This window comes from Halorubrum ezzemoulense DSM 17463 (genome assembly GCF_002114285.1).
Classification (GTDB): domain Archaea; phylum Halobacteriota; class Halobacteria; order Halobacteriales; family Haloferacaceae; genus Halorubrum; species Halorubrum ezzemoulense.
The window spans coordinates 77,558-101,325 of record NZ_NEDJ01000004.1 but is presented as its reverse complement, the minus strand read 5'-3'; the positions used below and the strand labels follow the sequence as shown (position 1 = coordinate 101,325).

The following is a 23,768-nucleotide window of genomic DNA, read 5'->3' as shown; positions in this document are numbered from 1 at the left end:
AGTCCGCTCAGCGCCGGGCTGTCGATCATGCTCTGCGGCGGCCTGACGTGGCTGGCCAGCGTCGAGGAACCGGCCGCCTTCTCGACCGCGCTTCTGGTCCTCGTGAGCGCGCGCGGCGACGCGGTGCTCGTGTTCGGCACCACCGTCGACCCGGCGGCGGCCTACGTCGTGGCCGTCGCGGTCTCCGGCAGTCTCGTCGCGGGCGCGTTCACCGTCTGGCGCACGCGGTTCTACGAGGAGCGCGCTCGCTACCTCTACGGGACCACGCAGGCTGACGACCACGTCCTGGTGCCGATGCGTGGGGAGACGAGCGAGGCGACCGCGTTCTTCGGCGCGCGGCTCGCGGCCGCCCACGACGCCGGGAAGGTCGTCCTCCTCGACATCGTCGACGACGCGGAGATGGCGGTCGCGGAGCGGGCAGTGTCCGCCGACCACGGCGCCGCGACGCCCGGAGACCTCCCGGACTCGGTGCGGGCGTCGTTCGACGGCGACTTCGAGGAGGAGGTCTCGGACCGAGCGGCGGCGGCGGCGGTCGAGCGGCTCGAACCTCACGCCGCGGAGATCCGAGCCCGGTTCGACGTGCCGTGCGAGGTGGTCGTCGCGGCCGACGGCGATCCGGCCCGGGTCGCCGTCGAGACCGCCCGCGCGACGAACTCGGACCTGATCGTGACGCCGTACGAGACCGAAGACGGCCTCCTCTCGCCGTTCGCCCGGGAGGTCTTCGCCGGTCCACTCGACGCCGTCGCGTTCCGGTCGACGACGGGCGTCCACACCTGGCGGCGCGTCCTCGTACTGGTCGCCCGGCCCGGCGACTCGGCGCACGCGATGATCGACTTCGCAGAGCGACTGGCCGGCGAGAGCGGCGGGGTGAGCGTCTGTACCTGTATCGACGCCGAGTCCGAGCGCAGACGGGCCGAGACGAAGCTGGCGAACCCCGTCGAGACCACGACGGGGCCGGTCGAGACGCGGGTCGCGCGGTCGGAGGTGACGGCGTTTCTCGGCGCGAACGCGGACGCCTACGACCTCGTCCTCATGGGGTCGAGCGGGGACCGCTCCGCGGCCTCGCGGCTCGTCTCTCCGCCGACCTTCGAGCGCATCCAGGACGTCCAGTGCGACGTGGCCATCGTGGACCGCGGGAACGCGGACCACGAGGTGCGGGTGTTACGAGAGGGGTGAGACCGTCGGCGGCGCGCGCGCGGCGGATCTCCTCTCGGCCAACCGCCGCCGCTCCTCCATTTATATACCTCCCGCCGCGTAGTTCGGTCGTGTCCCGCGTCACCGTCAGCATCGACCCGCACGTGCACTCCGAGGACAGCTACGACGGGCACGAGCCGGTCGATCTGATCTTGGAACACGCGGCCGAGATCGGGCTCGACGCGGTCGTTATCACTGACCACGACGTGATCCGCGAGTCGAAACGCGCCGCGGAGACCGCCGCCGAGTACGGGCTGATCGGCATCCCCGGCGTGGAGGTGTCGACCGCGCACGGCCACCTGCTGGCGATCGGCGTCGATCGAATGCCGCCGCGCGGCGAGCCGTACGCCGAGACGGTCCGGCGGATCCACGAGCAGGGCGGCGTCGCGATCGTTCCCCACCCGTTTCAGCGCTCGCGCCACGGCGTCCGTCAGCGCGACATCCCGACGCCCGGATCGGGCGACGGCTCCGGCGGGGAAGCGCCGGACGCCGAAACGTCCGGCGTGGACGCGGAACTGCCGGACGAGGACGCGGTCGACGCGGCCGGGGCCGCCGCGCCGGGCGCCGAGGTCGACGCCGTCGAGGTGTTCAACGCGTGGCTGTTCACGGGGTACCGAAACCGACGCGCGCGGCGGTTCGCGGCGACCCACGGCTACCCGGGGGTCGCCGCGAGCGACGCGCACCACCTCCAGTACGTCGGCCGGGCGTTCACTGAGCTGACGATCGAGGGGCGAGAGTCGGTCGGCGAGGTCACCGCGGACGACGTGCTGACGGCGATCCGCCGCGGCACGACGACCGTCGACGGCCGGCGCGCGCCGATCCGAATGGCGGCGAAACACTACGTCGGCGCAGCCGGACGCCGGTCCGGGTACTACGCGCGGACCGGCGCGGCCCGGGGCGCTCGGGCCACCAGGCGGACGACCCTCGGCGCGCTCACGGCCGCGAAGGTCGCCGCCCTCCAGTCGGTCCACCGGACTCGCCGGTTCCTCTCGTGGTTCGCCTGACCGGGCGCGTCGGCGGCCGGGGGCGTCGGCGAGCGGCCGCGACCGAGGGTCCGAACGACGGCGCCCGCGGAGAACGGGGTTTTTGCCCGCGGCCGCGAATGTGTGGGCATGAGCCACGACAGACGGGAGTCCGGGTTCAAGCGGCGGACCCGGGTCGCGGACGCGAGGGCGACGCTGCTCGACGCCGTCGCGCCGAACGACCGGACGGAGACGGTCCCGGTCGAGGCGGCCGACGGCCGCGTCGTCGCCGAACCGATCGACGCGCCGGCGCCGGTGCCGGGGTACGACCGCGCCGCGATGGACGGGTACGCCGTCCGCGCGAGCGACACCTTCGGCGCCGGCGACCGATCGCCGGCGGTCCTGACCGCCAAGCCCGCCGAGGCGGACGCGGTCGCGCCCGGCGAGGCCGCTCGGGTCCACACCGGCAGCGCAGTCCCGGAGGGCGCGGACGCGGTCGTGATGATCGAACAGGTCGAGTCGGTCGGCGGCGAGGTGGAGGTGTTCGAGGCGGTCGCGACCGGCGAGAACGTCGGCGAGGCCGGCGAGGACGTCGCCGACGGCCAGCGCCTCTACGAGCCCGGCCACGCCCTGCGCCCCTCCGACCTCGGCCTGCTGCGCTCGGTGGGCCTCGACACCGTCACGGTCCGGGAGCCGCCAGAGGTCGCCGTGATTCCGACCGGCGAGGAGCTGGTGGAGTCGGATCCCGGCCCCGGCGAGGTGATCGAGGCGAACGGGCGCACCGTCTCCCGGCTCGTCGAGCGCTGGGGCGGCGAGGCGCGCTACCGCGACGTCGTCACCGACGACCCGGAGGCGCTGCGCGAGGCCGTCGCCGCCGACCTCGACGCCGACGTGGTCGTCACCACCGGCGGCTCGTCAGTCGGGGAGCGGGACCTGATCCCCGAGGTCGTCGGCGACCTCGGCGAGGTGCTGGTCCACGGCGTCGCGCTGAAGCCCGGGCACCCAGTCTGCCTCGGCCGCGCCGAGGGGACGCCGATCGTGTCGCTGCCCGGCTACCCGGTCGCGTGTATCGTCAACGCGGCGCAGTTCCTCCGCCCCGCGATGAAGCGCGCGGGCGGGGCCGACGTAGAGCCGTTCCCGACGCGGCGCGCGACGCTCGGCCGGAAGGTCGCGAGCGAGCCCGGTGTACGGACCTTCGCGCGCGTGTCACTTTCGGGTCCCGACGACGGCCCCGACGGGGACGCGGCGGTCGACGACGCGCTCCCGACGGCGACGCCGACCCGCGCGAGCGGCTCCGGCATCCTCTCCAGCGTCGCGCTCGCTGACGGCTGTGTGGTCGTGCCCGAGCCGCGGGAGGGGCTCGACGCCGGCGAGTCGGTCGACGTCGAACTGTGGGAGGTGACGGAATGAGCGACCGCAAGGAGTTCCGGGACCTCGCGACCCCCGAGGCCGCGCGCGAGGCGATCGAATCGCTCGACCTGTCGCCGACCCCGGAGACGGTCTCGCTGGCGGACGCCCGCGGTCGCGTTCTCGCCGAGCGCGTCGACGCCGCGATCGACGTGCCCGGCTTCGACCGCGCGTCGATGGACGGGTACGCCGTCCGCGCGCGGGAAACCTTCGGCGCGGACGAGGCGGATCCCGCCGAACTCGACCTCGTCGGCGCGGTCCACGCGGGCGCCGCGCCCGACGTGACCGTCGAGCCGGGGACCTGCGCGGAGATCTCCACCGGCGCCGTCATGCCCGACGGCGCCGACGCGGTCGTGATGGTCGAGCGCACCGACGAGCTCGGTTCGGGCGGGGACGGGGTCGACGACGACGGTCCCTCGCGGATCGCTGTCCGCACGTCGGTCGCGCCGGGCGATCACGTGATGACAGCCGGGACCGACATCGCCGCCGGCGCCCGCGCGCTCGGACCGGGCACGCGGCTGACGCCCCGCGAGATCGGGCTGCTGTCGGCGCTCGGCGTCGACGAGGTCCCGGTCGAGGGGCGGCCGCGGGTCGGTATCGTCTCGACCGGCGACGAGCTGGTCCGCCCGGGCGAGGCGCTGAACCCGGACCGCGGGGAGATCTACGACGTGAACTCGACGACGATCGCCGCCGGCGTCGAGGAGGCGGGCGGCGAGCCGGTCCTCTACCCGCACGCCGGCGACGACTACGACGAGATGGAGCGGCTGCTGCGCCGGGCGGCCGACGAGTGCGACCTCGTGCTCTCGTCGGGGTCGACCTCGGCGAGCGCGGTCGACGTCATCTACCACGTGATCGAGGCGCGCGGGGAGCTCCTGCTCCACGGCGTCGCGGTCAAGCCCGGGAAGCCGATGCTGATCGGCCGGCTCGACCGGGGCGGCTCCGACGGCGGCGACGGCGACGAAGGCGTCGGCGAGGACGCCGCCCGGAACGATGCCTCGGTCGGCGAGTCCGCGTACGTCGGCCTCCCCGGCTACCCGGTGTCCGCGCTCACCATATTTCGCACGTTCGTCGCGCCCGCGATCCGCGACGCCGCCGGCCAGCCCGAGCCCGCGACGGCGACCGTCGAGGGGCGGATGGGCGTGAGCGAGCGCTACTCGGAGGGCCGTCTCCGGCTGATGCCCGTCGGCCTGCTCGACCTAGACGACGACGCCCCCCCGCTCGTCTACCCGGTGGACAAGGGGTCCGGCGCGACGACGAGCCTCGTCGAGGCTGACGGCGTCGTCGCGGTCGACCCGGACACGGAGGTCCTCGACGCCGGTGAGGCGGTCGAGGTACAGCTGTTCTCGCCGGACGTGCGCCCGCCGACGCTGCTCGGCGTCGGCGAGGACGACCCCGCGCTCAACCGCCTGCTCGACCGCCTCGCGAACCCGCGGTACCTCGCCGTCGGCTCGCGCGGGGGGCACCGCCGCCTCCGCGACGGCGTCCCCGACGTGGCGGTGACCGCCGGACCGACCGACCGCGAGGTCGGCGCCGAAGCCCTCGGCGGCTGGACCCGCGAGTGGGGGCTTGTCGTCCCCGACGGCAACCCGGAGGCGGTGACCGGGATCGCGGACCTCGTCGACCGCGACCTCCGCTTCCGGAACCGGCCGACAGTCTCGGGCCTCCGTCGGAGCCTCGACACGGCGCTCGACGACCTCGCGGACGAGCGCGACGCCGACCGCCGGGACCTCGCCGAGCGGATCGACGGCTACGAGCGGACCGCGAAGGCGTTCGAGAGCCCGGCCCGCGCGGTCGTCGCGGGCGACGCGGACGCCGGGCTCGGGCTCCGCGAGACGGCGGAACGGCTGGGCTGTGCGTTCGTCCCGCTCGGCGAGCAGTCGGTCGTCGTCAGGGCGGCCCCCGACCGCGCCGGCCGCGAGCCGGTCGCGGCGCTGGCGGCCGCACTCGACGGCGACGGCGGTCGCGGCGGGATCAACGCGATCCTCGCCGACCTCCCGGGCTACTCGCGGAACAGCCGAAACGATCCCTGACCGACAACGACCTCGCCGCGGTCCCCGTCGACGCCGCTGGTGACGGTCATCTCGCTGACGCCGATGGAGCCGCCGGCCCGGATCACTTCGGCCTCCGCGCGGAGGTCGCCGGTCGCGGGGCGGAGGTAGTTCGCGTTGAGGTTCACCGTCGCGACGCCGCCGTCGAGCGGGTCCTCGAACGTCGTGCGCTGCGCGACGCCGCCGGCCGTGTCAATCAGCGTCGCCGCCACGCCGCCGTGGATCGTCTGCCCGTCCGTGTTCGTGAGCTTCTCGTCGAAGGGGATCGAGAGCACGACGCGCCCGCGCTCGACCGTCTCGACCGACGTGTTCAGCCACGAGAGGTAGCCGTGTTCGTCCTCTAACTTTTGTTCGACGAACCGCGTCGCCGCGTCGGGGAGCGGGTCCATCTCCGCGATGTCCGTCTGATCCATGTCCCGCCGGTCGTCCCGGGACGGCTTGTACCCCCCGGAAACGGGCGACAACCGGCGATCGATTGACGGCCTCGCTCACCCGACGCCGAGCCGGATCGGGTCGTCGCTTGGCACGAGCTCGACCGTCACCGACTCGCCGATCGCGAACGAGCGGTCCGGACAGACCAACTTGACGCCGAAGCGCTCGCCGCGCGCGGCGAACAGGGAGAGCCCCACGATGCGATCGCCGTTCGCGCGGACGTCGACCGCCCCCCACTCGACCCGTGGCGCCCCGGACGACCCCCCGCCGTGGGCGGCCGCGGTTCCGATCCGGGTCCCGAGGAGGGACACCGCGTCGCCCGACCGCGGGCGTCGGTCGTCTCTTCCATCCTCGCCGGGCGCCGCGTCGCTCGCCGCGAACGTCCCGCCGCCCGCGTAGTGCGTCAGCCCGCCGTCGAGCGGGACCCCCCCGTCGCTCGCGAGCGCCGCGAACGACGGTCCGGGCTCGGTCCGCCGCGGGCCGGCGAGCACGACGTGGGTCGGCCCCCGCTCGACGACGGTTCCGGTCCCGTCCCACGCGACCGGCTCCACGGGGAGGTCCGCGGCGACCGGGAGCGACCCGCTCGCTCGGAGGGGGTTCGCGTCCGGTGGGCGGAACCCGAGGTGGACGTGGTCATCCACCCACTGGCCGAAGAAGCCCGAGCGGGTCGTCGGGCCGAGCGCGTCGCCGACGGTGACCCGGTCGCCCGGCGCCACCGCCGGGATCACGTGGAGGATCCGCGCGACGGTGCCGGAGGGCGCGCCCGCGCGAGCACACCACTCGTCGTCGAGGCCGACGACGATCAGGTGGTCCTCGTCGGCCGCATACGGGCGGTCCGGACAGCCGACGGTGCGGACCGCGCTGACGGTCCCGGCGACCGGAGAGCGGCCGACCCCGTCGCCCGGGTAGAGGTCGACGGCGCGACCGCGTTCGTGGGCGGGGTACGGGGAGTTGAACCGCGAGAACTTCTCGTATTGCTCGACGACCTCCGCGGGGAGCGTGACGGTCGCCTCCGGCGGGTCGGTCACGGGTCGGCGACCTCCATCCCCTCGATCACGAACCGCGCGCCGCCGGCGTCGGACTCGGTGACCGAGAGCGTCCAGCCGTGCGCCTCGGCGATGTCGCCGACGATCGCCAGCCCCAGCCCGGTGCCGCCGCCGAGCGACACGCCGCGCTCGGTGACTCGCTCGCGCTCCTCGGCCGGGATCCCGGGACCGTCGTCGCCGATCGAGAGCGCGGCCCGGTCGCCGCCTCGGGTGATAGCGACCGTGACGGCCACGTCCTCTCCCGCGTGTTCGATCGCGTTGCGGAACAGGTTGGAGGTCAGCTGTTCGAGCCGGTCGCGGTCGGCCAACGCGGTCGCGTCGCCCGCGACGGTCAGCGTCGCGTCGGCGGTCTCGAGCCGCGACCAGACGCGTCTGACCGTCCCGTCCAGCGAAACCCGGTCGAGGTCGTCGACCGTCTCCCCCGCCGTCGCCAGCGCGAGGAGTCCCTCGATCATGTCGTCCATCCGCTCGTGGGCGTTCGCGGCCCGCTCTAAGGCGCCGTCGGGGTCGCCGTCGCGCTGGCGGGCCAGCTCGACGGCCGCAGACGCGGCGGCGAGTGGGTTTCGCAGGTCGTGCGAGACGACGCCGGCGAACTCCTCTAACCGCTCGTTCTGCCGTTCGAGCTCCGCCTCCCGGCGTTCGAGTTCCGCCTGTCGCCGCTCCCGCGCGGTCACGTCGCGGAGCAGGAAGACGTGGCCGCGGTCGGTCCCGCGCGGGTCCGTGATCGGGTTCTCTTGGATGTCGAACTCGCGGTCCCCGATGGCGATCGGGTGTTCGACGCCGGACTCCAGCCGCGGGAACACGTCCGACAGCGACGAGCCGACCGCGTCGGGCGGGAGGAGCGACTCGGCGGCGGGGTTGAGGTCGCGGATCCGCCCGTCGGAGCCGGAGACGATCACCGGGTCCTGCATCACCTCGACCGCGGTGTCGCGCGCGACGACCGCGGCGTCGAGGGTGCCGAGCCAAAAGACGGTGCCGTAGAGGAACACGCCGTGGATCACGAACGCCGTCGGCAGCCACGAGAGGTCTCCGTAGCTCCCGACGTCGACGAACGTCACGGCCCCCGCGAGGAACGGGAACAGCGTGCCGAGCAGCACGACGAACGTCTGGAGCCGGTAGCGGTTCCCGGTCCGGTCGTAGAGGTCGACGACGAGGGACGCGCCGGCGAGACACAGCGCGTACGCGAAGAGGACGAACGCGCCGCCGGCGGGACCCAACCCGTATCCGAGCAGCGTGAACGGGCCGTCGGCGACGGGGGCGACGGAGCGCCGGGCCAGCCCGTGGGTCCCGCTCGACCACGCGAGGAGGACCCAGACGAACGCGGGGGTCGCGAGCGCGACGATCCGGTTCTCCGTCCGCCAGCGTTCGCGCCCGGTGAACGCCAGCGCGAACGCCATCCAGAGGACGGGAAGCGCGCCGAGGAGCGGCGTCGCGAGGCTGAGCGCGACGCGCATCGCGAGCTCACCGGACGCGGCGATCTGGAGGCCGTACAGCAGCGACGCGCCGCCGCCGCTGAGGAGGTACAGCGCGACCTCGAGGCCGCCGGGCTCGTCGCGCTCCCGCCACGCGACCCGACCGAGCCAGAGCCCGATGACGCCGGCCAGCAGGCAGGCGGTCAGGTACGCCTGAACCGGCAGGGCGCTCAGGTCGCTCATCGATACCGGTACCACTTCCAGCGCCGACAAAACTGTTGTGTCACGCGCCGGCGCCCCCGGGGCCCTCGGTTTCTCCCCGCCCCGAGCGACCGCGCTCGGCGCAAGGGGCTTGTGTGCCGCCGCCGTCGGCACGTCCATGCGCGTGTACAGGGGCGAGTTCGCGACCCCGGCGGCCGACCGGGAGCCGGCGGGCGACCTGCTCGCGTCGGCCGCGGAGGGGGTCCCGGCCGTCCGCGTCACGGCGCCGCCGAAGCAGGTCGCCTTCGGCCGGCGGGACGCCCGCGAGCCGGGGTTCGACCGGGCGAAGCGGGCGGCGCGCGCGGCCGGATTCCCTGCCGTCGAGCGCGACGTGGGCGGTCGCGCGGTCGCGTACACCGGGTCGACGCTCTCGTTCGGCGTCGCAGTACCGACCGGCGGCGACCGGGGGTCGATCGACTCGCGGTACGAGACCGCGACCGAGACGCTCCGCGACGCGCTCCGCGACCTCGGCGCCGACGTGGTCCGCGGCGAGCCCCCGGCCGCGTTCTGCCCCGGCGAGCACTCCCTGCGCGTCGCTGGGGGCGGTGCGACGGAAACCGGCGGGGCCGCGGGCGGCGGGAAGGTCGCCGGGCTCGCGCAGCGCGTGCGCGCCGACGCGGCGCTCGTCGCCGGCGTCCTCGTCGTCTCGGCGGCGGACGCCGGGCCGATCGCGTCGGTCACCGAACCGGTCTACGACGCGCTCGGCCTGCCGTTCGATCCCGGCTCGGTCGGGAGCGTCGCCGACGCCGGCGGTCCGGACGACCCCGACGCCGTCGCCCGCGCGGTCGAGACCGCGTTCGTGGAGGGGCCGTGGGGCGACGGCGAGCGCCGGATCGTGCGCGTCGGCGGGGCAGCCGACTGAGCGCTGCGCGGCGCGCGGTTCCGACGTTTCGACGTGCTTTTTATGCGCGGGGGTCTGCGTTCGGGCATGGCCGAATTCAAAGTCGTCGTCGCCGACCCCGAGACCGGCGAGACGTTCCAGCGAGAGGTCGACGGACAGGACGCCAACCGATTCCTCGGTCGCGAACTCGGCGACGAGATCGGCGGCGACGCCGTCGGGCTCTCCGACCATACGATCGAACTCACCGGCGGCTCCGACGAAACCGGGCGCCCGATGCGCGAAGACGTCTCCGGCACCCGCCTGAAGGAGCTCCTCCTCGAGGGCGGCGTCGGCTTCGAGCCCTCCCGCGAGGGCGAGCGCAAGCGGATCACCGTCCGCGGCCGCGAGGTCGACGACGACATCGCGCAGATCAACGCGAGCGTCGTCGACGGCGACGGCGACGTGGCGGCCGCGCTCGGCGAGGGCGACGACGACGCCGACGAGTAACGGCGCTTCGATGCCTCGCGTTCCCTCCGACGGCGAGGACGTTTCCTCGGTTCGCGTCTCGCTCGCCCGGAGCGGCGGCACTCGCCGCCCCTGCGTCAGACTTCCCGACGACGACGCGCTCGACGGGCGCGTCGCGTCCGGGGCCTGCGACGCGCCCGGCGTGAGTCAGGGGGACCTGATCCGCGTCGCGACCGGTCGCGACGAGTACCACGCGCGTGTCGCGGCCGACTCGCGCGGGCGGCTCCTCCGCGGCGCGTTCGACAACCGGCGGCTGGCGCGCGAGTCCGGCGAGGGGACGAACCGGCTGGTCGAGTGGCGCGACGCGAACGGCCGGGAGCCGGGCGAGAGCGTCGTCCTCGACGTGGTGGTGTCTGGCGAGCTGTACGGGCTGCGGATCCCCGGCGAGCGGACCGTGTACGACGCGGACCGCGGGCCGCGGTCGTCGCTCGCCGACATCGCCCGCGACGTGGACGGGTAGCTCCCGGAGCGCGCCGGGCGTCGACGGTCACCCTCCGCCGCGGCGGCGCGGCGTCAGGTCGGATCGCTTATTCTCGCGCGGCCCCGAGATCGGTCCATGCAGGAGGTCGACGCGGACCTGACGGCGCTCGACCGCGCGATCATCAACGCGTTCCAGGGCGGCTTCCCGGTCGCGGAGCGCCCCTTCGACGCGGCGGCGGCCGCGCTCCGCGAGCGCGGCGTCGGCGTGACGGGACCGGAGCTGTGCGAGCGCGTCCGCGAGCTCGACGAGGAGGGGATCCTCTCGCGGTTCGGCGCGCTCGTCAACGCCGAGGAGATCGGCGGCGCCGCCTCGCTCGTCGCGATGCACGCGCCCGAGGACCGCTACGACGAGGTCGCGGAGACGGTGAACGAGTTCACCGCGGTCGCACACAACTACGAGCGGGAGCACCCGCACCTCAACATGTGGTTCGTGGTGAGCGTCGCGGACCACCCGGACCCCGACAAGGACGGGAGCGACCGCGTCGAGGAGGTGCTCGCGGAGATCGAGGACGCGACGGGCCAGGAGACGTACAACCTCCCGAAGCTCCGGGAGTTCCACGTCGGCGCGAAGTTCCTCGTCGACGGCCCGGTCCCCGACGGCGACGTGGACCTCTCGGGGCTCGGGCCCGACGTCTCGCCCAGCGACCGCGGAACGTTGACGCCCGACGAGCGCGACCTCGTCGTCGAGATCCAGGGCGGGCTCCCGGTGACCGAGACGCCGTACGCCGACGTGGCCGCCGCGGTCGGCGCCGACGTGGACTGGGTGATCGAGACGATCAAGCGGTTCGAGCGGGAGGGGAAGGTGCGCCGCGTCGGCGTCATCCCGAACCACTACGCGCTCGGCTACACGGAGAACGGGATGACCGTCTGGGACGTGCCCGAAGACGCCCTCGACGAGGTCGGCCCCTCCGTCGCCGACCTAGGCTTCGTCACGCACTGCTACGAGCGCCCGCGCCACGCCGGCGTCTGGGAGTACAACTTCTTCGCCATGACGCACGGCCGCACCGAGGCCGAGAGCGAGCGCCGGATCGCCGAGGTCAGGGAGCTGATGGACGAGCACTGGGACGTCGGCGCGGACGACTGGGACACCCTGTTCTCGACGCGCATCCTGAAGAAGACCGGTATCCGCATCGCGGACCGGGCGGACAGCAACACGGCGTGACTCCCCGAATCGCGGGGACCGGAGGCCGTCCGTGACGCCGCTGTACCACGACTTCGCGGGCGAGACGGTGGTCGTCTTCGGCGGCGGCGCCGTCGGCTCGCGGAAGGCCCGCGGCTTCGACGAGGCCGCGCGCGTCGTGGTCGTGAGTCCCGACTTCGACGAGCGATTGCCCTCGCCCGACGACCCCGCGGCGGAGCGCGACACCGCGATCGAACTGCTACGCGCCGCTCCGGACGCCGACGCGGTCGCCGGCTGGATCGATCGGCTCGGTCCCGCGCTCGCGGTCGCCGCGACCGACGACGCCGCGGTCAACGCCGCCGTGGAGTCGGCCGCGCTCGACCGCGGGATCTTGGTCAACCGGACCGACGTCTCCGGGGGTCGCGACCCCGGGAGCGTCGTGGTGCCCGCGACGGTGGAAGACGAGCCGGTGACCGTCGCGCTCTCGACGGGCGGGACCAGCCCCGCGCTCGCGAAGGCGTTACGCGAGCGGATCGAGGCCGAGATAGAGGGGGCGGGCGAGATGGCGGCGCTCTCTGGCGAGATCCGCGAGGAACTGAAATCCGAGGGTATACCTCCCGAGAAACGCCGGGAAGCGGTTCGCCGCGTTGTCAGATCCCGGGGGGTTTGGAAGGGTTTACAAAAGGGGAGATCCAACGGACGGCAAGAGGCCGACACCGTGATCGAGGAGGTACTCGACCGATGAGAGAGACGGGTGCGATCGCCGGCGTGAGCGTCGCCCACGCCGACGCGACCGTCGACGAGATCGAGGCCGCCGGCGGCGACGGCGTCCGCGCGACCGTCTCCGACCTGCTCGCGCGAGAAGGGGTCGAAGAGGCGTTCGCGGTGCAGACGTGTAACCGCTCGGAGGCGTACGTCGTCACCGACCGGACCGTCGACGGCACGACGGCGCTGTCGACGTTCGCGCCGGACGTCCGCGGCGGCGCGGTCCGCCGCCTCGACCACGAGGAGAGCCTGGAACACCTGATGCGCGTCGCCTCCGGGCTGGAGTCGCTCGTGCTCGGCGAAGACCAGATCATCGGGCAGCTGCGGGAGGCCTACGAGGAGTCGAAGTCCGCCGGCGGCATCGGCCCCGTCCTCAAGGACGCCGTGACGAAGGCGCTCCACGTCGGAGAGCGGGCGCGGACGGAAACCGAGATCAACGAGGGCGTCGTCTCGCTCGGTTCCGCCGCGGTCCGGCTCGCGGCGGACGAGATCGACCTCACCGACGGCTCGGCCGTCGTCGTCGGGGCCGGCGAGATGGGGACGCTCGCGGCCCGGGCGCTCGACGACACGCCGGTCTCGGACATCGTCGTCGCGAACCGCACCGTCCCGCACGCGGAGTTCGTCGCCGAGGAGGTCGACACGCCCGCGGAGGCGGTGCCGCTCGCGGACCTCCCCGCCGTGGTCCCCGACGCCGACCTCGTCGTCACCGCGACCGGCAGCCCCGACCTCGTCGTCCACCCGTCGTACGTCGACGGCGCCGGCCGGGTCGTCTGTATCGACATCGCGCAGCCCCGCGACGTCGACCCGGCGGCCGGCGCGCGCGAGGGCGTGACCGTCTTCGACATCGACGACGTCGAAGACGTGACCCAGCGGACTAGGGAGGGCCGCGCCGCGGAGGCGCGCGAGGTCGAGTCGAGCATCGACGCGGAGCTCGACCGCATCCTCGAGGCGTACAAGCGCAAGCGCGCCGACGACGCCATCTCGGCGATGTACGCCGGCGCGGACCGGGTGAAGGCGCGCGAGCTCGACCGCGCGATGTCGAAGCTGGAGGCGCAGGGCGACCTCACGGACGAGCAGCGCCAGACGGTCGCCGACCTCGCCGACGCCCTCGTCGGCCAGCTCCCCGCCGCCCCGACGCGCTCGCTCCGAGACGCGGCCGGCGAGGACGACTGGGAGACGATCCGCACGGCGCTCCGGCTGTTCGACCCCGACTTCACGCCGAAGACGGGCGACTCGGTCGAGTCGGACGCTCCCGACGCCGGGGTCGGCTCCCCGGACGCGGTCCCGGACTCCGTCGCCGAGGAGCTCGACGACTGACCCCCGACCGCCGGCCCCGACGTTCTCGACCGCGCCCGCTCCGCGCCCTTTATTCGCCGACGCGCACACCGACCGGTATGAGGCTCTCCGAGTACGTCGACCGACTCGACGAGGAGCTCGACACGGCCGCGTACGCCGACGTCGACGCGAGCGCGAACGGCCTGCAGGTCGGCCCGGGCGGCGAGGCCGCTAGCCCGGGCACCGGACCCGCCGACGACCCCGAGGTCGAACGGGTCGCCTTCGCGGTCGACGCCGCGACGGCGACGATCGAGGCCGCCGCGGACGCGGGCGCCGACGTCCTCGTGGTCCACCACGGGCTCTCGTGGGGCGGCATCGAACGCGTGACCGGTCGCGTCCACGACCGGATCGCGGCGCTCATCGAGCACGACATCGCGCTGTACGTCTCGCACCTCCCGCTCGACGGCCACCGGGAACTGGGCAACGCGGCGGGCGTCGCCACCGAGATCGGACTCGAAGACCGTGACCCCTTCGGCGAGATCGGCCCGGTGACGATCGGCACGATCGGGGAGACGGCGGCGCCGCGCTCGGCGGACGCGCTCCGCGAGACGCTCGACGGGTTCGAGGGCCAACCGGACGGCGAGCCGTCGCCCACGCGCGTCCTGGACTTCGGGCCCGACGAGGTCGAACGGGTCGCGGTCGTCACCGGCTCCGGGGTCGACTGGCTCGACGAGGCGGTCGCAGCGGGCGCGGACGCGCTGATCACGGGCGAGGGGAAACAACAGGTGTACCACGACGCCCGCGAGGCCGGGGTGACAGTCTTCCTCGCCGGCCACTACGCGACGGAGACGTTCGGCGTTCGGGCGCTGGAGTCGCTGACCGCCGACTGGGGCGTCGAGACGACGTACCTCTCGCATCCGACCGGGCTCTGAGCCCCGCTCGCGCCGGGGGGCGGCCCCTGCGGGCGCGCTCGCCGCCGAACGCAACCCTTACCGCTCGCGTCCGCGCAGTCCGGGTATGCGCGATCACTTCGAGATCCGGGACCACGACGCCGCCGGGCGGATCGGTCGGCTGACGGTCCCCCGCGCCGACGTCACGGTCGAGACGCCGGCGCTCCTGCCCGTGGTCAACCCCAACGTGCTCACGATCGAGCCGGAGCGGCTCCGCGAGGAGTTCGGCGCGGAGATGCTGATCACGAACTCCTACATCATCCGCAGCACGGACCGCATCCGCGACCGCGTGCTCGACGAGGGGCTCCACGAGTTCCTCGGCTTCGACGGCGCGATCATGACCGACTCGGGCTCCTTCCAGCTGGCCGAGTACGGCGACATCGACGTGACGACCGAGGAGATAATCGAGTTCCAGCGACAGATCGGCAGCGACGTGGCGACGCCCGTCGACGTGCCGACGCCCCCGGACGCCGACCGCGAGCGCGCCGAGTCAGAGCTCGAGACGACGAAGCGGGCGCTCGCAGACGCCGAGGCCGCCGAGACCGGCGAGATGCTCGTCAACGGGCCGGTCCAGGGGGCGACGTACGCCGACCTCCGCGAGGAGGCGGGGCGCCACGCGGCCGCGACCGACCTCGACGTGTTCCCGGTCGGCGCGATGGTGCCGCTGCTCAACTCGTACCGCTACGCCGAGGTGGTCGAGGCGGTGCGCGCGGCGAAGCGCGGGCTCGGGCCGGGGGCGCCGGTCCACCTGTTCGGGGCCGGCCACCCGATGATGCTGGCGCTCGCGGTGGCGGCTGGCTGCGATCTGTTCGACTCGGCCGCGTACGCGCTGATGGCCCGCGACGGCCGCTACCTGACGGTCTCGGGCACCGAACACCTCGAAGCGCTCGACTACTTCCCCTGCTCGTGTCCCGTGTGCGCCGACCACGAGCCGGCGGACCTCCGCGGCTTCGACGACGGCGAGGCGGAGCGGCTGCTCGCCGAGCACAACCTCCACGTCACCTTCGAGGAACTGCGCCGCGTGAAGGAGGCGATCCGCTCGGGGACGCTGCTGGAGCTGGTCGACCGCCGCGCCCGCGGCCACCCGGCGATGCTCGACGGCTACCGCGCGCTGCTCGACCACGCCGACGAACTGGAGCGGACCGACCCCGGGTCGAAGGACGCGTTCTTCTACACCTCACGGGAGGCGGCCCGTCGCCCCGAGGTGATGCGACACCACGACCGACTCGATCGGCTGGCGGCGCCCGACGACCTCCTGCTCACCGAGTCGAAGGCCCCCTCGAATCACGCGTACGACGCGGTGTGGCGCGTGAAGCCACCGTTCGGGCCGTATCCGCCCGCGCTCTCGGAGACGTACCCGCTCACCGCCGAGGTTCCGGAGCGGACCGACGATGCGGCGCAGGTCGCCGCGGCGGCGGGTGTGGCCGCGCTCGCGGCGGCGAACCCGGAGACGACGCTCACGCTCGGGCACGACGCGTGGTGCGACGCCGCGTTGGCGCGGCTGCCGGACCGCGTCGAGACGGAGAACCTCCGGACGCTCGGTTAAGCCGGCGCTGGCGCGTGGATTCCGACGCGGCGAAAACCGCAGCCGTGACCGGAGTCGTCGGTCGGTTCGGCGGCGTCGAGCGACTCAGTCGCGCCGGTGACCGAGCGGTTTCTTCTGGCCGACCTCGACCTCGACGTGGATCGAGTCGGGGAAGCCGCGCGCGACGACGGACCGCGCGATGTCGTCGGCGCCGTGGATCTCCATCGAGCGGTGATACACGTCGTAGCGCCACGGCGAGAACTCGTCGCCCGGTGAGAGGTCCTTGTACAGCGGCACGGTGACGCGCTCCGAGGGGCTCGCGTGCGGGCCCTTACACTCGGCGCCCTTGCGTTCGAGCGTCTCTTTGAGCTCTTGGACAGTCTCGGCGAGCACGTCGCGGTCGCCGGACGCGAAGTGGAGTTTCGTGACGAAGGTCATGGCTGGGGGTCGTGCGTGAATGACCGCCGGAGCGGTAAAAACGCACCTACCCGCGGTCGCCGCGCGAGACCCCGCCGCGAATCCGGCCGAAGACCGGTCGACGCGGCCGAGCCGTTCGGATCCGTTCGGGAGTCCGACACGCTCTTTAGGGGTGATCGCTTACCTGCGGCCAATGACGGTCGAAGCGACCAGTGCCGGAGCCATCCTCTTCCGCGATACCCGCGGCGAACGGGAGTACTTGCTCCTGAAGAGCCGACCGGGGGACTGGGAGTTCCCCAAAGGCGGGGTCGAGGGGGACGAGGAGCTCCAGCAGACGGCGATACGAGAAGTCGGCGAGGAGGCCGGGATCGAGGATTTCCGGCTGATCGACGGGTTCCGCGAGGAGTACGACTACGTGTTCGAGGCGAACGGCAAGACCATCCACAAGACGGTCCACCTGTTCATCGCCCGCTCGTTCGAGGCGAGCGCCGAACTCTCGAAGGAGCACCGCGACCTCCAGTGGCGCGACTACGACCAGGCGCTCAACACGATCACCCAAGACGGCCCGCGCGAGATCCTCGAGGAGGCCCACGTGTACCTCGACGAGCGGAAAGACGAGGAGGACGGGAAGTACGTCTGATCGGGGGGCGGAGACGGGCGCGCGATCGATCGGCCGACAGCGGGCGCCCCCGCCCCGAGCGTTTCGCTTTTGTCCGCGCCCCGCGACGGTGTGGACAGTGACGCCCGACGCCGAGTTCGGCTACGAGCTGTTGGTCTGTCGGTACGCCGAGCTGGAGTGGCACCCGAGCGAGGGACGCCGTCCCGCGCTCGTCGCCCGCCAGCTCGGCACGCAGGCGCGCCGCTGGGACACCGTCGTGATCGAGGTCGACCCCGCGGCGTTCGAACGGCGGCGCGCGTTCGGCGACCGGGCCATCGACTCCGACCTCCTCCACGTCGTCCGCGGCGCGCCCGCCGCGTGGGCGTGGTACCGCGACGCGCTGCCCGACCCCGGCTACCCGTGGCGCTACGTTCGACAGGCGGTCCACCGGGCGGCGGGCCGCGGCCTGATCGAGAAGCGGCGCGACGGGAACCGGATTCAGATCCGCCGCAAGCGACCGTATCCGGACTGGGTCGAGCGGATCGTCGCGGTCGAGAACAAGCCGGACCTAGACGCCAGCGCGGCCGACAGGCTCGCCGACCAGCTCGAACACGACGTCGAGACCGCGCTCGCCGACGAGGTCTGGCTCGCGACCGAGACGACCGGTGAACGCGTCGAGCCCGCCCTCCTCCGCGAGATGCCCGTCGAGGCCGGGGTCCTCGCGACCGACTTCTCCGCGGGCGTCGACGCCGACGCGGTCGACGTGGCGTGGCACCCGAGCGCCCTCTCTCCCGGACCGGGCGAGCGACGTGACGCCGCGACGGAGACGCTCCGCCTAGAGATCGCCGAGCGCGCTTACGGGAAGGGGTGGCGCACCTTCCACGACACGATGCGGCCGGACTGCCGACACTTCGAACTCCGCCGCGAGGGGCGCGCGCTCGTCCCCTACTGCGCGGCGAAGGGGAAGGTCCCCACCGCGCGGGAGTGTTCGGGGTGCTGTCCGGAGTTCTCGCCGGAACCCCCGCAGTGGCGCACGAATGGGTGGCCGATCGAGGGCGGACCGGGGAAGGGTATCGAGCGGCTGCTGGCGCGGCGTCGCGAGCGCGAACGAGATCGGGTCGAAAGCGTTGAGTGACCGAGGGCGCCAGCAGGTCGCATGCGGTTCCCGAACCCTCCGCTCTCCGAGTACGCGCTCAACACGGCCGTCGTGGTCCTCACGCTTGGGGTCCTCCAGTACACCGGTTGGCTCTCCGAGGACCCCGGCGGGCTTGACCCGGCGTTTCTCGCCGTGGTCGCGGTGACGTTCCCGGCGTTCTCGTACCTCATCGCGCTTGCCGGGGCGAACGTGTGGTCTGACGCCGGGTGACCGCCCGAACGAGCCGTCCCCCTACGCCAGCGCGGCCGCCAGCTTCTCCACGGGATGCGACGGCTCCGGCACTTCGCCCGGCCCCTCCTCCAGCTGCGTCCGGCAGGACGTTCCGGGGGCGACGAGACCGTCGCCGTCGCTGGCGTCCACCTGCTCGAAGAGGTTCTCGCCGATCGCCTTGCTCATCGAGTAGTGCTCGGCCTCGTAGCCGAACGAGCCCGCCATCCCACAACAGGAGGAGTCGAGCGGGTCGACGCCGTAGCCCGCGCGCCGGAGGACGCCGACCGCGTGGTGGTCCTTCTTCGTCGCCTTCTGGTGACAGTGACCGTGGTAGGTGAGCGACTCCGTCGGGGCGTCGAGGGAGAGAGTCTCGTCGAGCCGGTGGGCGTCGACGTACTCCATGACGCCGTAGGCGTTCTCCGAGACGGCGGCCACGTCCTCGTCCGGCACGTCGCTGGCCTCGCCGTCGAGCAGGTCGTGGTAGTCGGACTGGAGCATCACGGCGTCGGACGGTTCGACGACGACCACCTCCCAGTCATCCCGGACCCGGGGGGCGAGCGTCTCCACGGCGTCCCTCGCCGTCGCGCGCGACACGTCGAGCATCCCCTTCGAGTGTGGCGGCCGCCCGCTCCCGTCGACGTCCGGGATCTCGACGTGGCAGTTCGCGGCCTCCAGCACGCGCACCGCGGCCTTCCCCGCGCCGGGGTTCGTGTATGTCGTGTACACGTCGGGGAACAGCAGCACGTCGCGGTCGGCCTCCTCGCGCGAGACGCCCGCGCCGCCGCGGGCTTCGAACCAGTCGACGAGGGTCTCAGAGCGGAACTCGGGGAGGTCCCGCTCCCTCGCGATCCCGAGCGCCTTCTCCGCGATGAGCCCGCTCCCGGGGATCTTGTTCGGGAGGTTCGAGAGCGGCGCGAGCTTCGAGGCGAGCGGCGCGAGCGACTCGAAGCGTCCGAGCAGCCGCGTCCGCAGATCGATCCCGTGCTCCTCGTGGTGGGCGTGCTCGACCTCCGCCTTCAGCTTCGCCATGTCGACGCCGCTCGGGCAGTCCACCTTACACCCCTTACAGCCGACGCAGAGGTCCATCACCTCGGTGACGAACTCGTCGTCCGTCGGGTCGTCCGGGAGCTCGCCGGAGATGGCCCCGCGGAGCATGTTCGCCCGCCCGCGGGTCGACTGGACCTCCTCCTCGGAGGCGCGGTAAGTGGGACACATCACGCCGCCGGTGGTCTCCTGCGGGCCGCGGCAACCGCCGCAGCCGTGGCAGAGCTCCACCATCCCCTGCATCCCGTTGTCGACCGCCCACTCCATCGCGGGGTCGAACCCGGCGTCGTACTCGTAGTCGGCGTCGAACCGGAGGTTCTCGCCCATGTCGACGTCGCCGCAGACGTTGCCCGGGTTGAGGGGCCAGTCGGGATCGAACGCGGTCTTGAGGTCGCGGAACGACTCCCAGAGGTCGTCGCCGTACAGCTTCCGGTTCCACTGGGTCCGCGCGCGGCCGTCGCCGTGTTCGCCCGAGACGGAGCCGCCGCGCCGGACCACCGCGTCGGTGACGCGGTCGGCGATGTCGAGCATCGCCTCCACGTCGTCGACCTCCTTCGTGTTGATGAGCGGACGGATGTGTAACACACCCGGGCCGGCGTGCGCGTAGAAGGTGGCGAAGGTGTCGTTGTCCTCCAGAATCTCTTGGAACTCGCGGGTGTACTCCGGGAGGTGTTCCGGCGGGATGGCGCAGTCTTCGATGAAGGAGATGTGCTTCTCGTCGGTGGTGCGCGAGAGGAGGATCGGTAGCCCCGCCTTCCGCATCTTCCAGAACCGGTCGCGCTCGTCCGGGTCGTGCGCCTCCAGCGCGTCGACTGCGCGACGAGGGTGGCTCGTCGTCTCTGCGGCGCCCGCGCTCGGGTCTGTCGTCGTCTCGACGCGGGCTCCCGCGGCGCCGTCGGCCGCGCCGACCCGGTCCGCGATCAGGTCCGCGACCTTCTGTTCTCCCGTCGCGTCGTCCTCGGCGTAGAACTCGATGAGCAGCACGGAGTCGGTGCCGTCGGGTAACATCCCGACGACGTCCTCGAACTCCGGCGTGTCGGCCGCGAGCCCGAGGAGGACGTCGTCCATTACCTCGACGGCGGCGGGGTCGTGTTCGAGGCACGCGGCGACGTCCTCCATCGCGTCGAGGAGGTCCTCGTAGGTCAGCAGCGCGACCGCCTTCGTCTCCGGGATCTCGACGAGCGAGACGGTCGCCTCAGTCACGGTCGCGAGCGTCCCCTCGCTGCCGGCCATGAGGCGGCCGAGGTTGACGACGCCCTCCTCGCCGTGCTCGCCGCGGTACTCGGCGAGCAGGCGGTCGAGGTTGTAGCCGGAAACGTTCCGCTTCAGCTCCGGGAAGCGCTCGTCGATCTCGTCGGCCTCCTCGTCGAGGATCCGCACGACCTCGGCGTGGATCCTCGGGAGGAGCCCGTCGGCGTCGGGGTCCGCTGACTCGCGGAGCTCCTCGACCGCCACCTCGCCGAACGTCGTCACGGTGCCGTCGGCGAGGACGACCTCCAACTCCTCGACGTAGTGGTCCGTCTTGCCGTACTTCAGCGAGTGCGCGCCGGTGGAGTTGTTGCCGATCGCCCCGCCGACCGCGGACTTGTCGCGCCACGCCGGGTCGGGTGCGAACTTCAGCCCGGCCGGTTCGACCGCGGCGTTGAGGTCGCCCACGTACGCGCCAGCCTGAACGCGGGCGGTCTCCGCGTCGGGGTCCGTCGACAGCACGCCGTCCATCTCGTCGGTCAGGTCGAGGACGACCGCCTCGTTCACGGTCTGGCCGGCGAGCGAGGTACCGCCGCCGCGGGGGAGGACGGGGATCCCCTCCTCGAAGCAGTACTCGTGGACCGCGGCCACGTCCGCGGTCGACTCCGGGATCACGACGCCGATCGGCGTGACCTCGTACGCCGAGGCGTCGGTCGCGTACAGCCGCTTCGAGTAGTCGTCGAACCGCACGTCGCCGTCCACTCGGCGATCGAGCGCGTCGACGAGATCCGGCCGTTCCACCGTCCCGCCGGTGTAGTCGAAGTCCCCGCCGTCTGTCGGGTCCGGCTCCGAGGTGTTCGTCGCCATACGAATCCCTCACGGTCGAATTATGAAAAACCTCCTGCCGTCGGCGCGCGGCGGGAACCCGGGCCGCGGGACCAGCCCGCGCTCACCGTCCGACGCGCGTCGTTCGACAACGAACGCTTAATAGGCGCGCTCGTGACCGTACCGAGTATGAACGCAGCCCCCGAGGAGATCACGTCGCTCGTCGGTCGCGAGGTGTACTCGAGCAACGGCGTCTTCGTCGGCGAAGTCGAGGACATCCAGCTCGATCTGGACGCCCGCGCCGTGACCGGACTCGCGCTCGCCGAACTCAACCACGAGCTGTTCGCCGGGCAGGTGGGCGGCTCGACCGGCGTCATCGTTCCGTACCGCTGGGTCCGCGCCGTCGGCGACGTCGTCCTAATCAACGACGTCATCGAACGATACGACGCCGGCGAGCCCGACGAGGAGGCGCCGGAGGTCGAGGCGCGCTCGGAGGCGCGCTAGGCGCGGCCGGCCGCTCCCAGACCCCCTTGGCTCCCGCTCAGAACGGCAACGCGTCGCGGAGGCTGGCGATCACGCCGCGCTCCTCGCGGCGCGCCTCGTCGAACACCGGGTACAGGGCGTCGAGGAACTCGGTCTCGTTCTCGAACTTCTCTTGCGGCACGCGGTCGAGCGCGTCCGCGAGCGCGAGGGAGCGCCCCTGCGCGTCGTAGGGAACCTCCTGATCGCCCAGCGCGTCGCGGAGCTCCGCGGTCGTCGCGGGGAACGACACGTCCGCCTCGTCGAGCCGGGCGTCGAGCGCGGCGATACCGAACTCGATAGCCTCGGGCTCTTTCGTGTCGCCGCCGCCGGGTGGCCGTGCTGCCATTACGCCGGGGTATTCCCTCCGACGGCTTGAAACCCCTGTTCTCCGCTCACTCCGGCACGGATTCGCTCGGCGGAGCGGCGTCGACGACCGCCAGTTCGACTCCCGTTCCGGAGCGGTCGAAGGCCGCGACAGAGTCGCCGTCGTACGGCGGGACGGCGACGATCACCACGGCCGCGAGGTCGTCGGTGCGCGACACCCCGAGGAACCCGTCCGGGTGCGAGAGGAACCGCGCGCCCCCCTCGCCGGCCGGCGTGCCGAGGTCGACGCCGAACACGGAGTTGACCGAATTCCCGACCGACGGCAGCGTGAAGTGAGTCACCACCGGCGTCTCCGGGTCGAGCCCGATGTCGGCCTCGAACTCGCCGGCCGGCGTCGCGGAGAGCCGGACGTTCACACCGTCTGGGTCCTCGCTCGCGGCGCGCTCGCGGAGTACGGCCAGTAGGTCGCGGGTGACGTAGATCACTGTTCGACCTCCGCTATGGGACGGATTGGCAAAAGGACACGCACGGGTCGCCCCGCTCGGTCGCGTTCAGAACGGCAGCGCGGACGCGAGCGTCTTCGCGTACAGCCCGGGCGCCTTGCGCCGCGAGTCCGAGATGGCGTCCTCGACGGCGACCGCGGCTCGCTCGTGGACGCCGACGCCGTGACCGACGAGCACGCGCTCGGGGTCGAGCCCGGAGAGCGCGCTCGTCGGCGGGGTGAGCCGCAGCATCGGGTGGACGCCGAGGCGCTCGCGGTCGCCGCGGAAGTACGACGCGGACCCGAGCGACTCCGGGACGATCAGCGTCTCGCCGTCGAAGAGCCCGACCTCCTGCCACGGCGGCACCGACGAGTCGCGGATCCGGCTCGCCTCGACCCCGGTGTCCGCGCGCCGCGACCCGAACCGCTCGACGTCGACATCGGGGCCGAGATCCTCGGTGACGCCGGTCATCCACTCGGGGACGTACACCGGGGCGTCGTGGCGGGCGGCGAGTTCGCCGCTGTCGCGCACGTGGCGGTCCAGTCCGACCACGACGCCGGCGACGGAGCCAAGCCCGTCGAGGAGGTCGTCGACACCGGGCGCGTCGACCGGGTCGACGACCCACACGTCGTCCGCGTCCGCCTCCTCGTTCTCGACCGCGAACGCGTGGCTCGCGCGCTCCATCGTCTCGTTGGGGTACGCGAGCCAGCCGACGCCGCCGTCGTACCGGTCGATCTCGTGGAGGTCCGGCTCGTCGCCTTTCATGCTCATACCACCCGT

24 protein-coding genes are annotated in these 23,768 nt (G+C 72.8%); 16 read left to right on the top strand and 8 right to left on the bottom strand.

Going from position 1 to position 23,768, the window contains the following annotated elements; translation table 11 throughout:
* The 4 genes from B9H04_RS02595 to B9H04_RS02580 all read left to right on the top strand — a co-directional run.
* Positions 1 to 1,176: universal stress protein (locus B9H04_RS02595; RefSeq protein WP_085682421.1), on the top strand; the 1,176-nt coding region annotated here is incomplete at its 5' end.
* 89 nt (positions 1,177 to 1,265) lie between these two features.
* Complete coding sequence (locus tag B9H04_RS02590) at positions 1,266 to 2,198, top strand: CehA/McbA family metallohydrolase (RefSeq protein WP_049929762.1); 933 nt, start codon at positions 1,266 to 1,268, stop codon at positions 2,196 to 2,198.
* Positions 2,199 to 2,306: 108 nt separating this feature from the next.
* Positions 2,307 to 3,566, top strand: a complete 1,260-nt coding sequence (locus tag B9H04_RS02585) for a molybdopterin molybdotransferase MoeA (RefSeq protein WP_085682418.1) — start codon at positions 2,307 to 2,309, stop codon at positions 3,564 to 3,566.
* A complete protein-coding gene (locus B9H04_RS02580) occupies positions 3,563 to 5,593 on the top strand; it encodes a molybdopterin biosynthesis protein (protein WP_085682417.1) in 2,031 nt (676 codons plus the stop codon). Before B9H04_RS02585 ends, B9H04_RS02580 begins: the two co-directional genes overlap by 4 nt.
* Here B9H04_RS02580 and B9H04_RS02575 read toward each other — a convergent pair.
* The 3 genes from B9H04_RS02575 to B9H04_RS02565 all read right to left on the bottom strand — a co-directional run bounded on the left by B9H04_RS02575 (position 5,563) and on the right by B9H04_RS02565 (position 8,744).
* Positions 5,563 to 6,024 carry a PaaI family thioesterase gene (locus B9H04_RS02575; RefSeq protein ID WP_049929759.1) on the bottom strand — a complete coding sequence of 154 codons (462 nt, stop codon included), beginning with the start codon at positions 6,022 to 6,024 and terminating at the stop codon, positions 5,563 to 5,565. The genes B9H04_RS02580 and B9H04_RS02575 overlap by 31 nt on opposite strands.
* 75 nt (positions 6,025 to 6,099) lie before the next feature.
* A complete protein-coding gene (locus B9H04_RS02570; protein WP_049929758.1) occupies positions 6,100 to 7,071 on the bottom strand; it encodes a hypothetical protein in 972 nt (323 codons plus the stop codon).
* Positions 7,068 to 8,744, bottom strand: a complete 1,677-nt coding sequence (locus B9H04_RS02565; protein WP_085682416.1) for a sensor histidine kinase — start codon at positions 8,742 to 8,744, stop codon at positions 7,068 to 7,070. Before B9H04_RS02565 ends, B9H04_RS02570 begins: the two co-directional genes overlap by 4 nt.
* A gap of 136 nt (positions 8,745 to 8,880) precedes the next feature.
* Here B9H04_RS02565 and B9H04_RS02560 point away from each other — a divergent pair, with 136 nt between their 5' ends.
* The 8 genes from B9H04_RS02560 (at position 8,881) to tgtA (ending at position 16,243) form a co-directional block, all read left to right on the top strand.
* On the top strand, positions 8,881 to 9,624 hold the full coding sequence (locus B9H04_RS02560; protein ID WP_085682415.1) for a lipoyl protein ligase domain-containing protein: 744 nt from the start codon (positions 8,881 to 8,883) through the stop codon (positions 9,622 to 9,624).
* A gap of 66 nt (positions 9,625 to 9,690) precedes the next feature.
* Entirely contained in the window at positions 9,691 to 10,089 is a 399-nt protein-coding gene (locus B9H04_RS02555; protein ID WP_049929755.1) for a 30S ribosomal protein S6e, read from the top strand.
* Between the two features lie 10 nt (positions 10,090 to 10,099).
* Complete coding sequence (locus B9H04_RS02550; protein ID WP_085682414.1) at positions 10,100 to 10,567, top strand: DUF7112 family protein; 468 nt, start codon at positions 10,100 to 10,102, stop codon at positions 10,565 to 10,567.
* A 96-nt stretch (positions 10,568 to 10,663) separates the two neighbouring features.
* Positions 10,664 to 11,749, top strand: coding sequence for a siroheme decarboxylase subunit beta (ahbB, locus tag B9H04_RS02545; RefSeq protein ID WP_049929753.1), 1,086 nt, complete (start codon positions 10,664 to 10,666; stop codon positions 11,747 to 11,749).
* Positions 11,750 to 11,780: 31 nt separating this feature from the next.
* Positions 11,781 to 12,452 carry a precorrin-2 dehydrogenase/sirohydrochlorin ferrochelatase family protein gene (locus B9H04_RS02540; RefSeq protein WP_049929752.1) on the top strand — a complete coding sequence of 224 codons (672 nt, stop codon included), beginning with the start codon at positions 11,781 to 11,783 and terminating at the stop codon, positions 12,450 to 12,452.
* Positions 12,449 to 13,789 carry a glutamyl-tRNA reductase gene (hemA, locus tag B9H04_RS02535; RefSeq protein WP_085682413.1) on the top strand — a complete coding sequence of 447 codons (1,341 nt, stop codon included), beginning with the start codon at positions 12,449 to 12,451 and terminating at the stop codon, positions 13,787 to 13,789. The genes B9H04_RS02540 and hemA overlap by 4 nt, the downstream gene beginning before the upstream one ends.
* Positions 13,790 to 13,866: 77 nt before the next feature.
* Positions 13,867 to 14,679, top strand: coding sequence for a Nif3-like dinuclear metal center hexameric protein (locus B9H04_RS02530; protein ID WP_049929750.1), 813 nt, complete (start codon positions 13,867 to 13,869; stop codon positions 14,677 to 14,679).
* 85 nt (positions 14,680 to 14,764) lie between these two features.
* Entirely contained in the window at positions 14,765 to 16,243 is a 1,479-nt protein-coding gene (tgtA, locus tag B9H04_RS02525; protein ID WP_049929749.1) for a tRNA guanosine(15) transglycosylase TgtA, read from the top strand.
* Between the two features lie 84 nt (positions 16,244 to 16,327).
* Here tgtA and B9H04_RS02520 read toward each other — a convergent pair whose 3' ends face one another.
* Positions 16,328 to 16,660 (bottom strand): uS10/mL48 family ribosomal protein, encoded by a 333-nt coding sequence (locus tag B9H04_RS02520; protein ID WP_049929748.1) that lies wholly within the window; start codon positions 16,658 to 16,660, stop codon positions 16,328 to 16,330.
* Between the two features lie 172 nt (positions 16,661 to 16,832).
* Between B9H04_RS02520 and B9H04_RS02515 the strand changes: the two genes are divergently transcribed.
* The 3 genes from B9H04_RS02515 (at position 16,833) to B9H04_RS02505 (ending at position 18,603) form a co-directional block, all read left to right on the top strand.
* Entirely contained in the window at positions 16,833 to 17,279 is a 447-nt protein-coding gene (locus B9H04_RS02515; protein ID WP_049929747.1) for a bis(5'-nucleosyl)-tetraphosphatase, read from the top strand.
* Between the two features lie 97 nt (positions 17,280 to 17,376).
* Entirely contained in the window at positions 17,377 to 18,372 is a 996-nt protein-coding gene (locus B9H04_RS02510) for a DUF5787 family protein (protein WP_049929746.1), read from the top strand.
* Between the two features lie 21 nt (positions 18,373 to 18,393).
* The gene (locus B9H04_RS02505; protein ID WP_049929745.1) at positions 18,394 to 18,603 is read left to right on the top strand and encodes a hypothetical protein; all 210 of its coding nucleotides are present in this window, start codon (positions 18,394 to 18,396) and stop codon (positions 18,601 to 18,603) included.
* A 21-nt stretch (positions 18,604 to 18,624) separates the two neighbouring features.
* On the opposite strand, the gene B9H04_RS02500 is transcribed toward B9H04_RS02505, so the two are convergent.
* Positions 18,625 to 21,702, bottom strand: a complete 3,078-nt coding sequence (locus B9H04_RS02500) for an FAD-binding and (Fe-S)-binding domain-containing protein (RefSeq protein ID WP_085682412.1) — start codon at positions 21,700 to 21,702, stop codon at positions 18,625 to 18,627.
* Between the two features lie 147 nt (positions 21,703 to 21,849).
* Between B9H04_RS02500 and B9H04_RS02495 the strand changes: the two genes are divergently transcribed.
* Positions 21,850 to 22,164, top strand: a complete 315-nt coding sequence (locus B9H04_RS02495) for a PRC-barrel domain-containing protein (protein WP_049929743.1) — start codon at positions 21,850 to 21,852, stop codon at positions 22,162 to 22,164.
* A 37-nt stretch (positions 22,165 to 22,201) separates the two neighbouring features.
* Here B9H04_RS02495 and B9H04_RS02490 read toward each other — a convergent pair whose 3' ends face one another.
* The 3 genes from B9H04_RS02490 to B9H04_RS02480 form a co-directional block, all read right to left on the bottom strand.
* A complete protein-coding gene (locus tag B9H04_RS02490) occupies positions 22,202 to 22,528 on the bottom strand; it encodes a DUF5789 family protein (RefSeq protein ID WP_049929742.1) in 327 nt (108 codons plus the stop codon).
* A 46-nt stretch (positions 22,529 to 22,574) separates the two neighbouring features.
* Entirely contained in the window at positions 22,575 to 22,991 is a 417-nt protein-coding gene (locus B9H04_RS02485; RefSeq protein WP_049929741.1) for an MPN domain-containing protein, read from the bottom strand.
* Positions 22,992 to 23,057: 66 nt separating this feature from the next.
* Positions 23,058 to 23,753, bottom strand: coding sequence for a hypothetical protein (locus tag B9H04_RS02480; RefSeq protein ID WP_085682420.1), 696 nt, complete (start codon positions 23,751 to 23,753; stop codon positions 23,058 to 23,060).
* Positions 23,754 to 23,768: the final 15 nt, after the last annotated feature.